Below are 13,091 nucleotides of genomic sequence, written 5' to 3'. Positions count from 1 at the left end.
GATCAGTAGCGATAATGGTCGGGCTTGAACGGACCCGCCACCGGCACGCCGATATAATCGGCCTGCTTCTGGTTGAGCTGGGTGAGCTTCACGCCCAGCTTTTCCAAGTGAAGCGCCGCCACCTTCTCGTCGAGATGCTTGGGCAGCACATAGACGTCGTTCTTATACTGATCGGCCTTGGTGAACAGCTCGATCTGCGCGAGCGTCTGGTTGGTGAAGCTCGCCGACATCACGAAGCTCGGATGGCCGGTCGCGTTGCCCAGGTTCACCAGCCGGCCCTTCGACAGGATGATGATCTGCTTGCCATCGGGGAATTCGACCAGATCGACCTGCGGCTTCACTTCGGTCCACTTGTAGTTCGACAGTGCCGAAATCTGGATTTCGCTGTCGAAATGGCCGATGTTGCAGACGATCGCCATGTTCTTCATCGCCTTCATGTGATCGGCGGTGATGACATCGGCGTTGCCGGTCGCGGTGACGAAAATGTCCGACCGAGTGACGGCTTCTTCCATCGTCACGACTTCATAGCCTTCCATCGCGGCCTGCAGCGCGCAGATGGGATCGATTTCGGTGACGAGCACGCGCGCGCCGCCGTTGCGGAGCGATGCCGCCGAACCCTTGCCCACGTCGCCGAAGCCCGCGACGGTCGCCACCTTGCCGGCGAGCATCACATCGGTGCCGCGGCGGATCGCGTCGACCAGCGATTCCTTGCAGCCATAGAGATTGTCGAACTTCGACTTGGTGACCGAATCGTTCACGTTGATCGCCGGGAAGGGCAGCTCGCCCTTCTTGGCGATGTGGTACAGGCGGTGGACGCCGGTGGTGGTCTCTTCCGACACGCCCTTGATGTTCTTCACCGTCTCGGTGAGGTAGCCGGGCTTCTTGGCGATGAATTCCTTCAGCGCGCGCTGGAATTCGACTTCCTCGGCATTTTCGGGCTCGGGCAGGGTCGCGCCGGCTTCGAGCTTGGCGCCCCACAGCGCGAACATCGTCGCGTCGCCGCCATCGTCGAGGATCAGGTTGGCGGTCTGGCCATTGCCGTCGTCCCAATCGAAGATGCGGCCGACATAGTCCCAGTAATCGGCCAGGCTCTCACCCTTGATCGCGAACACCGGCACGCCCGAGGCGGCGATGGCGGCGGCGGCGTGATCCTGGGTCGAGAAGATGTTGCAGGTCGCCCAGCGGACTTCGGCGCCGAGCGCGGTCAGCGTTTCGATCAGCACCGCGGTCTGGATCGTCATATGCAGCGATCCGGTGATGCGCGCGCCCTTCAGCGGCTGCGCGGCGCCATATTCGGCGCGCAGCGCCATCAGGCCGGGCATCTCGGTTTCGGCGATCGCGATTTCCTTGCGGCCGAAATCAGCGAGGGTGATGTCGGCAACGACATAATCGTTGGCGCGATCGAGAACGGTGGCCACGTGGAAATCTCCCGAAAAAAGGTTGCGGCGGCCCCGGCTCGGCCCGGGCGCCCTGCCGCGCGCCTTAGCGCCGTGGCGCTTCGGGATCAAATATAAAGATGTCTTTATATGATCTGTTTTGGAAGGCGATGCCGCTCACGCGGACCCGCGGGCCGGTGCAGTCCTTCAAACATGCCCCGATTCGACGCTCAGCAGGCGTGGGTCCACGCCGGCGCGGTGCAACGCCTCCGCCCAGCGATCCTCGGGCGGCACGTCGAAGATCAGCGACGCATCGGTGTCGACGCTGAGCCAGCCGTGGCGCCGCATCTCGGCATCAAGCTGGCCCGCGTCCCAGCCGGCATACCCCAGCGCGATCTGCCAGCGGCTCGGCCCCCGCCCCTCCGCGATCGCGCGCAGCACGTCGATCGTGCCCGAAAGCGCCCAGCGCGCCGCGACATCGATCGTGTCCTGCCCGCTCCAATCGCGGCTGTGGAGCACGAAACCGCGCCCGGGTTCGACCGGGCCGCCGATCAGCACCGTCGCGTCGTCCACATCGTCGGCGCCAATGCCGATCTGTTCGAGCATCGCGTGGAGCCGCAGATCGTCGAAAGGGTCGCCGATCGCGACTCCAAACGCGCCGCTGGCGTCATGCGCGCACAGCGCGATGGTCGATCGCTCGAAATTGGGATCGCCAATGCCCGGCAGCGCGACCAGGAACTGGCCGGTCAGATAAGGAAGCGCCATCGGGATACCTCATCTCGCTTTCGGCTGTAAACGCGCGAAGCCCCTTCTAGCCTAGCACCGCTCGGCGTAAACCCGCCCCGCGTCGCGGCGCACCGCGCTTCCCAAGCCCGCGGGCCTCGCCTAGAGCGAAGGAGCGAATTGCACATAATGGAGAGCTCCGAAGATGACGATTCAGGTTGGCGACAAACTTCCCCAGGCAACTTTCACCAAGCCCGGCGAGGGTGGGCTGGAAGCGGTGGACAGCGGCACCTTCTTCGCCGGGCGCAAAGTCGCGCTGTTCGCGGTGCCGGGCGCCTTCACCCCCACCTGCTCGGCGCGGCATCTGCCGGGCTTCGTGGAAAAGGCGGCGGAGCTGAAGGCCAAGGGCGTCGATGAAATCGCCTGCACCGCGGTGAACGACGCCTTCGTGATGGGCGCCTGGGCCAAGGCGAGCGGCGCCGAGGGCGTGACGATGCTTTCGGACGGCAATGGCGCCTTCGCCGAGGCGGTGGGCTTGACGATGGACGGCAGCAAGTTCGGCATGGGCACCCGCAGCCAGCGCTATGCGATGCTGGTGGAAGACGGCGTGGTGAAGCAGCTCCATGTCGAGGCGCCGGGCGAGTTCCGCGTCAGCTCGGCCGATTACCTGCTCGAGCAGCTCGGCTGACGATAACGGCGGCGCGCCGGCCAAAAAAGGCGCGCCGCCGGAACGCCGATGGGGGCGAAGTCGTTGGGGGTGGAGCGATTTTTGCGCACGCGAAAGGATGAGGGCGATGACCGACACCCACAACCAGGCCGACACCCAGACGCTGACCGACAAGGCGAAGACGATCGCCGAGGATAGCGCGGCGAGCATCAGCGAAACCGCGGGCTATGCCGCCGATGAAGCCAAATCGCTGCTGCTGCGCGCTCAGGAAGCGATCGGCCAAGCGGTGGACAGCACGATCGAAGCGTTCAAGGAACGTCCGCTGACAAGCGCGGCGATCGCCGGCGGCGTGGTCGCCGCGGCGGCGGGCGCGAGCTACGGCGTCAAGAAGCTGTTCGAGGAGTCGGGCAGCGACCTGACCGGCGATACCGGCGGCGCGGCCAAGAAGAACAAGGCTGGCGGCAAGAGCGGCGCCAAGGCCGGCCACACCGCCTGACGACTTTAAGCCCGGCCGCCATGGCGCGCCGGGCTTTGTCTTGCGCCTGCCATCTTGCTCGCTTAGCGCTGAGTGGATGACAAAAGCCGCTCAGATCGTCGCCGAGCTCGAACAGCTCTATTCCGCCTCCGTCGCCCGCCTGCAAACGGCGCTGGAGGCTTATCTGCGCGACGGCACCCCGCCGCCCAGCGCCAGCCGCCACGATGGCAGCTTCGCTTATCCCGAAATCCGCCTGACCTATCGCGGCGGCCCCGATCGTCCCGCGCCGATGCGCAGCTTCGGCCGGCTGGTCGATCCCGGTCGCTACGCGATCAGCGTCACCAAGCCGGGAGTGTTCGCGGGCTATCTCACCGAACAGCTGACGCTGCTGCTCGAGGATTACGACGTCGATGTCGAAGTCGCGCCCGGCCGGCAGGAGATCCCCTTCCCCTATGTGCTCGACGCCGGCCACGGGCTGAGCCTGGACACGGTTTCCGCGACCGAACTCGCCCGCCATTTCCCGGCGACCGAACTCGCCCATATCGGCGACGAGATCGCCGACGGGCTTTGGGCGGGCGAGGATGTGCGTCCGCTCGCGCTGTTCGACGGGCTGCGCACCGATTTCAGCCTGGCGCGGCTGCGGCACTATACGGGCACCCCGCCCGAGCATGTGCAGCGCTATGTGCTGTTCACCAACTATCACCGCTATGTCGATGAATTCGTCCGCTGGGCGTGCGCGCAGCTGAACGAGGACAATCGCTACACCGCCGTCTCGGGCGCCGGCGGCATCGTGATCGAAGCGGGCGACGATCCCGACAAGCTCGTGACCGACAGCGCGTGGCGCAAGCACCAGATGCCGGCCTATCACCTGATCGCGCCCGATCGCACCGGGATCACGCTGGTGAACATCGGCGTCGGCCCCTCCAACGCCAAGACGATCACCGATCACCTGGCGGTGGTGCGGCCCGAGGCTTGGTTGATGATCGGCCATTGCGGCGGGCTGCGCCCCAGCCAGCGGATTGGCGACTATGTGTTGGCGCACGCCTATCTGCGCGACGACCATGTGCTCGATGACGTGCTGCCCCCCGAAATCCCGGTGCCGGCGATCGCGGAGGTGCAACTGGCGCTCGCCCGCGCGGCCGAAACCGTGTCCGGCCAATCGGGCGACGAGCTCAAGCGCCGGCTGCGCACCGGCACGATCGTGACCACCGACGATCGCAACTGGGAGCTGCGCTACTCGAAATCCGCGCTACGCTTTTCGCAAAGCCGCGCGGTGGGGATCGACATGGAATCGGCGACGATCGCCGCGCAAGGCTATCGCTTCCGCGTGCCCTATGGGACGCTGCTGTGCGTCTCCGACAAGCCCTTGCACGGCGAAGTGAAGCTGCCAGGCCAGGCGAACCTGTTCTACGAGCGCGCGATCGGCGAGCATCTGAAGATCGGGATCGAGGCGTGCGAGCAGTTGCGCCGCGAAGGCGCGAAGCTGCACTCGCGCAAGCTGCGCGCGTTCAACGAGCCGCCCTTCCGTTAAGCGCCCGCGGGACTTGGCGGCGGGACGCAGCGGCGAAGCGCGACGCGTCGCCGGCCGCTCAAGCCGCCGGCGGGTCCGCGATCATCGCGGTGAAGTTCGCTTCGGCCACCAGCGCACCGTCAACGCTCGCCCGGCCGGCGAATTTGCACACGCTCGCGCGCTTCTGGACGAATTCGGCGTGGAGTTCGAGCAGCACGCCCGGCTCCACCGGCTTGCGGAACTTCGCGCCCTCGATCGCCATGAAATAGACCAGCTTCCCCGTGCCCGCGAGCCCGAGCGACTCGACCGCGAGCACGCCGGCGGCCTGCGCCAGCGCCTCGACGATCAGCACGCCGGGCATGATCGGGCGACCGGGGAAATGCCCCTGGAAGAAGCTTTCGTTGAAGCTCACCGCCTTGATCGCGGTGATCGACCGGTCGCGCTCCAGGCGCGCGACACGATCGACCAGCAGCATCGGATAGCGGTGCGGCAGCGCCGCCAGCACGCCGCGAATGTCGAGCGTGGTGGCGGCGATGTCCTCGCTCATCAGCGGCTCTGCGGCTGCTTGTTGGCGGGCGCCGGGGTCTGGGTCGGCGCGGCGGTGCCCTGGCCCTGCTGCTGCTGCGGCAGCGTGATCGACACCGTGGTGACGGTCGCGTTCAGCTGCTGCAATGCGGTCGCGGTGATGTCCTGCGCCGGGTCGAACGCCAGCACCGAGCCGCGCGGCATCACCGCCTGCGCCTTGCGATCCTTGCGGATCTGCTCGGCGATCGGGATCAGCTTGTCGAGGATCTGCAGCTGGACATATTGGCCGACGGTGTTCACCTCGCGGCGCCCATCCTCGAAACGCGCCTGCGCCTGTTGCAGCGTGTCGCGCGCCTTTTCCAGCGACTGCTGGGTGGCGGCGGGCAGCGGGGTGTTGGGCTTGGCGAGCTTCTGCGCCGCTTCCACCTGGGTGTTCCAATCCTTCACCGCGGCTTCCAGGCTTGATTGCAGCCCGCGCAGCTGATTGCCGTACTTGGCCTCGATCTGCTGCTGCCCGCTCTTGGCGGCGGTGCTGTCCTTGTAGATCTGGTCGACGTCGACGATCAGCGTCTGCGCCTGGGCGGCGGGCGCGATCAGCGCGGCGGCGGCGAGCACGGTCGAAAGGCCGGCGGCCTTGAACAAAGTCTTCATTAGAATTGAGTCCCTACGTTGAAAGTGATGAGCTTGGTATCATCGCCAAAGCGCGACACGATCGCGCGGGCGACGTCGATCCGCAGCGGCCCGAACGGCGAGTTCCAGTTCACGCCAATGCCGACCGAGATACGCGGCAACGGCGTATCGCCGACGAACTGCTCCGAAAAGGCCGCGATGGGCTGGGCGACCACCGTGCCGGTGCCGTCAAGACAGGCCAGCAGGCCGCTGCCCGGAAGCGCGGGATCGCGGCCGGTAACGCCCAGCGTTCCCAGCTGACAGAACGGCAGCACTTCATCCCGGCCCGTTATCGGGTTCGCGCCCCGCACGAAATTGGCCGTAGGCAGCGGGCGGCGCACGCCGAACAATGCGCCGATATCGGTATAGATCGACGGACGCAGCCCCAGCTCGCGCGCGCCCGAGCCGAGCGGCAATTCCAGCTCGATCCGGCCGTGGTAATAAGTGCGGCCGCCGATCGCGTCGTCCTGATAGTTGCGGCGGTTCGGATCGACGATCTGCGCCCCCGTCACCGGATCGTCGATAAATGCCGCGCGCAGCACGCGCGGGCCGACGCCGCGGATCTGGAAGCCGCGGAAATTGGGCTCGCCCAGATAGAAGCGGTCGTTGATCCGGATCGGATCGACCCCCGGCGCCGGGCCGCCCTGTAGGGGCACGATATAGCCGCCCTCGGCCTGGAACGAGAGGATGAAGCCGGCGCCGATGCTCTTGAATTGCGAGAAATTGGTCGCGAGCCGGGCATAGCGCACATCGCCGCCCAGCCCCGCCAGATCGGCGTTGATCGACAGGCGCCGCCCGGCGGTGGGGCGCAAGCGGCTGTTGAGGCTGTCGTACAACAGCGTGAAGCCAATCGCCGAGGTCACCCGGGTGCCGAGCTGTTCGCACAGGAAGCGGCCCGCCGTCAGCACGTCGCACTGGCCGTTCTGGTCGAAGAAATTCGCCCCCAGCCCGATCTGGTCCTGCTGCAAGGTGTAGCGCCCGCTGAGCGACCAATATTCGGTGAGCGGCACGCCCACGCGCACGCTGAACCCGGTGGACACCTGGCTATAGGTGTTGTTGCGATTGCTGTTCAGGAAGTTGAAGTTATTGTAATCGCGTCGGTATATATCGAAGCCAAGCCCGATATTGCGATCGAACAGATAAGGTTCGGTGAAGCCAGCCTCAACCGACCGCGCGAATTGCGAATAGCTGCCGCTCAGCCGCAATTCCTGGCCCTTGCCCCGGAAATTGCGCTGGCGCACCGCCGCCTGGACAACAAACTGCTCAAGGCTCGAAAAGCCGACCGAGAGATTCAACTCACCCGTCGAGCGTTCCTCGACATTGGTTTCCAGGATCACGCGGTCGGGCGCGGTGCCCGGCTTTTCCTTGATCTCCAGCTTGTCCTGGAAAAAGCCGAGCGAATTGATGCGGTCCTGCGACCGCTTCACGAGGAAGCGGTTGAACGCATCGCCTTCGTTCAGGCGGATTTCGCGGCGGATCACCTTGTCCTGGGTCAGCGTATTGCCGTTGACGTCGATCCGCTCGACATAAGTGCGCTGCTGCTGCTCGATATGGAACTCGATCGACAGGGTCAGCGCGTCGCGATCCGGCCGATATTGCGGGTTCACGTCGCTGAACGCATAGCCGTAAAGGCCGGCGGTGTTGTTGATCTGCTCGATCGAGTCCTCGACCTTCTTAGCGTTGTACCAATCGCCCTTTCTAGCAGGCAGCGAAGCGGCGAGCCGTTTATTGTCAAAATCGCGGATATCGCTGTCGACCGTCACGTCGCCAAACTTGTAGCGTTTGCCCTCTTCGACCACGTACGTGATGATGAAATCGCGCTTGTCGGGCGTCAGTTCGGCGACCGCCGAGATCACCTTGAAATCGGCATAGCCTTCGGTGAGGTAGAATTGGCGCAGCTTCTGCTGGTCATAGGCCAGCCGGTCCTGGTCATAGCCGGTGTTCGAGCTGAGCAACGTCAACAGTCGCGCCTGCTTGGTCGCCATCTGCGCGCGCAGTTTGGCGTCAGAAAACACGTTGTTGCCGATGATGTTGATCTGGCGGACCTGCGACTTCGGCCCCTCGTTCACCTCGAAGATCACGTCCACGCGGTTCTGGTCGAGCGAGACCATCTTCGGGCTGACCGAGGCGGCGAAACGGCCCTGGCGGCGGTACAGCTCGATGATCCGCTGCACGTCCTGGCGCACCGCGGTGCGGGTGAAGATCTGGCGGGGCTTGAGCTTGATCTCCTTGTCGATCTTGTCCTGCTTCAGCCGGCGATTGCCCTCGAAGATCACGCGGTTGATGATGGGATTCTCGCGGATGCGCACGACGATGTCGCCGGTCAGCGCGCCCTCGATCTGGACATCGGCGAACAGGTCGCTCGCCTGCAGATCCTTGATCGCCCGATCGAGCGTTTCGTTGGTGAAGTTATCGCCAATGCGCAGCTTGGTGTACGACAGCACCGTTTCGGGCTCGATCCGCTGCGAGCCTTCGACCCGGATCGACTTGATGACACGCGACTGTTCGGGCGCTGGCGTGGCCGGAGCGGCGGGCGGCGTGCCGGGCTGCGGCGCGGAAGCGGGCGCGGTGCTGGCCTGCGGCGCGGGCGCCGCTTCCTGGGCATGGGCGAGCACGGGCAGACCACCCAAGATCGTTCCCGCGAGCAGCCCGACTGCCAGACGCGCCGCGCCGTGTGATTCCGTAACCGTCACCATTTCACCCCAAACCAACCCTCGGCGCGCGCTCCCCGCCCGCCCTGCCTCAAGCCGTTCAGCCGATCAAGCCGGCCAAGCGACTCCAAAGCCCAAAAGAACCCAGATCGTTGATCGTCACCATCAGCATCAGCGCGAGCACCGCCGCCAGCCCGCCGCGAAACGCCAAGTCCATCACCCGCGCGTCGACCGGACGCCGCCGCACCGCCTCGATCGCATAGAACAGCAGGTGGCCGCCATCCAGCACCGGCACTGGCAGCAGGTTGATGACTGCAAGATTAATCGAGACCAGCGCGATCAGATAAACGAAGCTGGCGGTTCCCTGCGCCAATTGTTCGCCCGAAACCTTGGCGATTTGCAATGGGCCGCCAAGTTCCTTCACAGATCGTTCGCCGACGATGATCTGGCCGATCGTGTCGCGCATCATGCCCAGCAAGCGGCCCATCTGCGTCAGCGCGGCGCGCGGCGCCTCCAGCAGGCCGACACGGTCGTAGCGCACCGTCGCGGGATCATAGCCGAGCCCGAGCCGGCCCATCCTAGCGATGTTGCCGAACCGATCGCGCACCACCGTCGTGCCGACCACCGCTTCGGTGGATCGCGGTGCGCCGGCGCGGCTGTAATCGATCCGGACGCGGGCGCCCGGCCGCAACCGGACATAATCGACCATCTGCTGGAACTGATCGACAGGGCGCCCGCCGAGTGCGGTGATGCGGTCGCCCGGGCGCAGGCCGGCCGTCGCGGCGGCGCTCCCCGGCTCGACCAGGCCCACGGTGGTCGGCACCCGCGCCTCGCCGATCGCCATCGCGAAACCCGCCAGGATGAGCAGTGCGACGAGGAAATTGGTGAGCGGCCCGGCCGCGACGATCAGCGCGCGCTGCCAAACGGGCTTGGCCGGAAAGGTCTTGGCGCGCTCCTCGGCGGGCAGCGCCAGCCAGTCTGGGTCGGTGCGGCTCGACGGGTCCATGTCGCCGGCGAACTTCACATAGCCGCCGATCGGCAGCCAGCCAAAGCGCCAGCGCGTGCCGCGCTTATCGGTGAGGCCGAACAGCTCGCGCCCAAAGCCGATCGAGAATTCGTCCGCCTTCACCCCGCACCAGCGGCCGACCAAATAATGGCCAAGCTCGTGCACGAACACGAGCGGGCCGATCACCAGCACGAACGCGAGCAGGGTAATCAGCAGGCCGGGTGACTGACTCAAGCGACACTTTCCTTCACCCGCTCACCGGCCAGGCGCCTCGCCTCGGCATCGATCGCCAGCACCGCGTCGAGCGTTTCCGGCGCGGCCGGATCATAGCCCTCGAGCGTATCCGCGACGATTGCGGCAATTTCAAGAAAACCCGCGCGCCCCGCTAGAAACGCCGCGACCGCGATTTCGTTCGCGGCGTTCAGAATGATCGGCCGCGCCCCGCCCGCCTTCAGGCAATCGAGCGCGAGCTTCAGGCACGGAAAACGATCGAAATCAGGCGCCTGGAAATCAAGCCTGCCAATCGCCGCGAGGTCGAGCCGCGGCCCCGGCGTCACCATCCGGTCGGGCCAGGCGAGGGTATAGGCAATCGGCGTGCGCATATCGGGCGTGCCGAGCTGCGCGAGCACCGAGCCATCGACATATTCGACCATCGAATGGATCACCGATTGGCGGTGGACCACCACGTCCAGCTGATCGGCGGTGATCGGGAACAGGTGGAACGCCTCGATCAGTTCAAGGCCCTTGTTCATCAGCGTCGCCGAATCGACGCTGATCTTCGCACCCATCGACCAATTGGGATGCGCGACCGCCTGGGCTGGCGTGATCGCCGCCATCTGATCGGCGGGGGTGTCGCGGAACGGGCCGCCACTCGCCGTCAGGATCACCCGCGCGACCCGGCCGGGAGCGGCGTGATCGAAACACTGATAGACGGCGTTATGCTCGCTATCGACCGGCAGCAGTGTCGCGCCATGCCGGGCGACCGCGGCGGTCATCACGTCGCCCGCCGAGACGAGCGCTTCCTTGTTGGCGAGCGCGACCGTCTTGCCCTGTTCGACCGCCGCCATGCTGGGTTTGAGTCCGGCGCACCCAACGATCGCCGCCATCGTCCACTCGGCGCCCGCGCGCGCGGCGTCGCATACCGCGTCGGCCCCCGCCGCCGCCTCGATCCCGGTGCCGGCGAGCCGCTCCTTCAGCGCCACATAGCAGCCATCATCGGCGACGACGGCCAGCTTGGCATTGGTTCGGATTGCCGCCGCCGCGAGCTTTTCGACATCGCAATTGGCGGTCAGCGCTACCACGTCGAATGCCTCGGGCGCGCGCTCGATCAGATCGAGCGTCGAGCTGCCGATCGATCCGGTCGCGCCCAAAATCGTTACCGTCTTCATCCCCAATATCCCTGCAAACGCGGCAGCATCACCAGGAACGCCGCCACCGGCGCCACCGGCACCAAACCATCGAGCCGGTCTAGCAAGCCGCCATGGCCGGGCAAGAGTGTGCCGCTATCCTTCACCCCGGCGCGGCGTTTCAGCCAGCTTTCGAACAGGTCGCCCCCTTCCGCCAGCATCGCGAGCACCGGCGTCGCGAGCGTCAGCCGCCAGGGCAGCCCGGTGCGCCAATGGAGCAGCGCCGCGACGATGCTCGCCAATACCACGCCACCGATCGCGCCCGCCCAGGTCTTGTTCGGGCTGATCGCCGGCGCCAGCCGCGCGCCGCCGATCGTCCGCCCCGCGAAATAGGCGCCGATGTCGCACGCCCACACCAGCCCCAGCGTCCAGAAGGTGAACTCAAGACCCCGCGGCTGATCGCGCAGCCACAGCAGCGCCAGCACCGGAAGCCCCGCATAAACGACGCCCGCCGCCAGAAACCCGCGCCGCGTCACCCCTTGCACGAACAGCGCCGCGCCGAAGATCAATCCCAGCGCCAGGAAATACGGCACGTGCGGCGCCGGCGCGACGATCGCCAGCGGCGACAGCAGCGCAAGCGGCACCATCAACGCGAGCTGCGCCAGCCGCTTGGTTCCCGCGCTCGCTTCGTCAAGCGCCGCCCATTCATAAAGCACCCCCAGCGCCATCAGCACACAGAGCAGCCAGAAGGCATGGCTCCCTAGCCACAGCGCGGAGAGCGCCACGGCCACCAGCACCGCCCCCACCGCGATCCGCGCGGCGAGTTCGGAAGGCGCGCGGCTCATAGCCCCCCGAAGCGGCGCTGCCTTTGGCCGAATTGCGCGATCGCCGCCTCGAACGCTGCTTCGTCGAAATCGGGCCAGAGCGTGTCGACGAACAGCAATTCGGCATAGGCCGCCTGCCACAGCAGGAAGTTGGAGAGGCGGCACTCGCCCGAGGTGCGGATCAGCAGATCGAGCGGCGGCAGCGCACGCGTCTCCAGCTCGGCCTCGATCGCGTCGGGCGTGATCGCCTCCGCCGATATTTCGCCCCGCGCGACCCGCTCGGCCAGTAGCCGCGCGGCATGGGCCAGCTCGACCTGCGAGCCATAATTGAGCGCGATCACCAGCAGCGGGCCGGTGTTGGCGGCGGTGCGCGCGAGCGCGTCGTCGATCAGCGCGCTCGCCTCGGCACCGAAGCGGCGATAGTCACCGATCACCCGCAGTCGCACATTCTCGCGCACCAGCTCGTTCAGATCGGCGCGGATGAAATGCTTGAGCAGCCCGGTCAGGTCGCTCACTTCCTCGTCTGGACGGCGCCAGTTCTCGGAGGAGAAGGCATAAAGCGTCAGCGCCTCGATGCCGAGCCGGCGCGCGTGGCGCGTCACCCGGCGCACCGCTTCCACCCCCGCCTTGTGCCCGGCGAGGCGCGGCAGGAAGCGCGCCTTGGCCCAGCGGCCATTGCCGTCCATGATGATCGCGACGTGGCGCGGCATCGCGCCCGTCCCCGTGGCCGCCTGCGGCACCGGGGCGGCCCGGGCACTCACTTGCCGAGAATTTCCTTTTCCTTGGCGCTTGCCGCGGCGTCGATCTCGGCGACGGTCGCGTCGGTGAGCTTCTGCACCTCGGTCTCGCCGCGCTTGCGCTCGTCCTCGCTCATCACGCCCTTCTTCTCGTCGGTCTTGAGCGCGTCCATGCCGTCGCGGCGGACGTTGCGCACCGCGATGCGCGCTTTTTCGGCATATTGGCCAGCGAGCTTGGCGAGCTCCTTGCGGCGTTCCTCGGTCAGATCGGGGATCGGGATGCGCAGCGTCTGCCCGTCGACGATCGGGTTCAGCCCCAGCCCCGCCGAGCGGATCGCCTTGTCCGCCGCGCCCACATTCGAGCGATCCCACACCTGCACCGAAATCAGCCGCGCCTCGGGCGTGGAGACGGTCGCGACCTGATTGAGCGGCATATGGCTGCCATAAACCTCGACCGTCACCGGATCGAGCAAGGTCACGCTCGCGCGGCCGGTGCGCAGCCCGCCCAGATCACTTTTCAGCGCTTCCACCGCGCCGTGCATACGACGCTCCAGATCGGCCTTGTCATAGGCGGGCATGGTC

13 protein-coding genes are annotated in these 13,091 nt (G+C 66.3%); 3 read left to right on the top strand and 10 right to left on the bottom strand.

Annotated elements, in window-relative coordinates; genetic code table 11:
- Positions 1–2: 2 nt before the first annotated feature.
- Together ahcY and K2X73_RS12575 are read right to left on the bottom strand one after the other, a co-directional pair.
- Complete coding sequence (gene ahcY / locus K2X73_RS12580) at positions 3–1,418, bottom strand: adenosylhomocysteinase (protein WP_294111371.1); 1,416 nt, start codon at positions 1,416–1,418, stop codon at positions 3–5.
- A 165-nt stretch (positions 1,419–1,583) separates the two neighbouring features.
- The gene (locus K2X73_RS12575; protein ID WP_294111370.1) at positions 1,584–2,141 is read right to left on the bottom strand and encodes a YqgE/AlgH family protein; all 558 of its coding nucleotides are present in this window, start codon (positions 2,139–2,141) and stop codon (positions 1,584–1,586) included.
- A gap of 163 nt (positions 2,142–2,304) precedes the next feature.
- Here K2X73_RS12575 and K2X73_RS12570 point away from each other — a divergent pair, with 163 nt between their 5' ends.
- The 3 genes from K2X73_RS12570 to K2X73_RS12560 all read left to right on the top strand — a co-directional run bounded on the left by K2X73_RS12570 (position 2,305) and on the right by K2X73_RS12560 (position 4,772).
- Positions 2,305–2,787 (top strand): peroxiredoxin, encoded by a 483-nt coding sequence (locus tag K2X73_RS12570; protein WP_294111369.1) that lies wholly within the window; start codon positions 2,305–2,307, stop codon positions 2,785–2,787.
- A gap of 106 nt (positions 2,788–2,893) precedes the next feature.
- Entirely contained in the window at positions 2,894–3,262 is a 369-nt protein-coding gene (locus K2X73_RS12565; RefSeq protein WP_294111368.1) for a hypothetical protein, read from the top strand.
- Positions 3,263–3,338: 76 nt separating this feature from the next.
- Entirely contained in the window at positions 3,339–4,772 is a 1,434-nt protein-coding gene (locus K2X73_RS12560; protein ID WP_294111367.1) for an AMP nucleosidase, read from the top strand.
- 58 nt (positions 4,773–4,830) lie between these two features.
- Here the strand turns inward: K2X73_RS12560 and fabZ are convergent, their stop codons facing one another.
- Genes fabZ through frr form a run of 8 tightly spaced genes read right to left on the bottom strand, consistent with a single transcriptional unit; the run spans position 4,831 to position 13,087 of the window.
- A complete protein-coding gene (gene fabZ, locus K2X73_RS12555; protein ID WP_294111366.1) occupies positions 4,831–5,298 on the bottom strand; it encodes a 3-hydroxyacyl-ACP dehydratase FabZ in 468 nt (155 codons plus the stop codon).
- Positions 5,298–5,927 (bottom strand): OmpH family outer membrane protein, encoded by a 630-nt coding sequence (locus K2X73_RS12550; protein ID WP_294111364.1) that lies wholly within the window; start codon positions 5,925–5,927, stop codon positions 5,298–5,300. Before K2X73_RS12550 ends, fabZ begins: the two co-directional genes overlap by 1 nt.
- Positions 5,927–8,641 (bottom strand): outer membrane protein assembly factor BamA, encoded by a 2,715-nt coding sequence (gene bamA / locus K2X73_RS12545; protein ID WP_294111362.1) that lies wholly within the window; start codon positions 8,639–8,641, stop codon positions 5,927–5,929. The genes K2X73_RS12550 and bamA overlap by 1 nt, the downstream gene beginning before the upstream one ends.
- Positions 8,642–8,696: 55 nt before the next feature.
- Complete coding sequence (locus K2X73_RS12540; RefSeq protein ID WP_294111360.1) at positions 8,697–9,836, bottom strand: M50 family metallopeptidase; 1,140 nt, start codon at positions 9,834–9,836, stop codon at positions 8,697–8,699.
- Positions 9,833–10,990 carry a 1-deoxy-D-xylulose-5-phosphate reductoisomerase gene (locus K2X73_RS12535; RefSeq protein ID WP_294111358.1) on the bottom strand — a complete coding sequence of 386 codons (1,158 nt, stop codon included), beginning with the start codon at positions 10,988–10,990 and terminating at the stop codon, positions 9,833–9,835. Before K2X73_RS12535 ends, K2X73_RS12540 begins: the two co-directional genes overlap by 4 nt.
- Positions 10,987–11,793, bottom strand: coding sequence for a phosphatidate cytidylyltransferase (locus K2X73_RS12530; RefSeq protein ID WP_294111356.1), 807 nt, complete (start codon positions 11,791–11,793; stop codon positions 10,987–10,989). Before K2X73_RS12530 ends, K2X73_RS12535 begins: the two co-directional genes overlap by 4 nt.
- Positions 11,790–12,482, bottom strand: a complete 693-nt coding sequence (locus K2X73_RS12525; RefSeq protein WP_294111523.1) for an isoprenyl transferase — start codon at positions 12,480–12,482, stop codon at positions 11,790–11,792. Before K2X73_RS12525 ends, K2X73_RS12530 begins: the two co-directional genes overlap by 4 nt.
- Positions 12,483–12,529: 47 nt before the next feature.
- Positions 12,530–13,087, bottom strand: a complete 558-nt coding sequence (frr, locus tag K2X73_RS12520) for a ribosome recycling factor (RefSeq protein WP_294111354.1) — start codon at positions 13,085–13,087, stop codon at positions 12,530–12,532.
- Positions 13,088–13,091: the final 4 nt, after the last annotated feature.

The sequence above is a fragment of the Sphingomonas sp. genome (genome assembly GCF_019746665.1).
In the GTDB taxonomy this organism is placed as follows: domain Bacteria; phylum Pseudomonadota; class Alphaproteobacteria; order Sphingomonadales; family Sphingomonadaceae; genus Sphingomonas.
This window is presented reverse-complemented; position numbering and strand designations above follow the sequence as displayed.

Bases quoted from the DNA above. Each gene is read 5' to 3' on its own strand.
- K2X73_RS12535 (WP_294111358.1), bottom strand. From the start codon at position 10,990: ATGAAGACGGTAACGATTTTGGGCGCGACCGGATCGATCGGCAGCTCG.
- fabZ (WP_294111366.1), bottom strand. From the start codon at position 5,298: ATGAGCGAGGACATCGCCGCCACCACGCTCGACATTCGCGGCGTGCTG.
- bamA (WP_294111362.1), bottom strand. From the start codon at position 8,641: ATGGTGACGGTTACGGAATCACACGGCGCGGCGCGTCTGGCAGTCGGG.
- K2X73_RS12565 (WP_294111368.1), top strand. From the start codon at position 2,894: ATGACCGACACCCACAACCAGGCCGACACCCAGACGCTGACCGACAAG.
- K2X73_RS12570 (WP_294111369.1), top strand. From the start codon at position 2,305: ATGACGATTCAGGTTGGCGACAAACTTCCCCAGGCAACTTTCACCAAG.
- K2X73_RS12530 (WP_294111356.1), bottom strand. From the start codon at position 11,793: ATGAGCCGCGCGCCTTCCGAACTCGCCGCGCGGATCGCGGTGGGGGCG.
- K2X73_RS12560 (WP_294111367.1), top strand. From the start codon at position 3,339: ATGACAAAAGCCGCTCAGATCGTCGCCGAGCTCGAACAGCTCTATTCC.
- K2X73_RS12550 (WP_294111364.1), bottom strand. From the start codon at position 5,927: ATGAAGACTTTGTTCAAGGCCGCCGGCCTTTCGACCGTGCTCGCCGCC.
- K2X73_RS12525 (WP_294111523.1), bottom strand. From the start codon at position 12,482: ATGCCGCGCCACGTCGCGATCATCATGGACGGCAATGGCCGCTGGGCC.
- K2X73_RS12575 (WP_294111370.1), bottom strand. From the start codon at position 2,141: ATGGCGCTTCCTTATCTGACCGGCCAGTTCCTGGTCGCGCTGCCGGGC.
- frr (WP_294111354.1), bottom strand. From the start codon at position 13,087: ATGCCCGCCTATGACAAGGCCGATCTGGAGCGTCGTATGCACGGCGCG.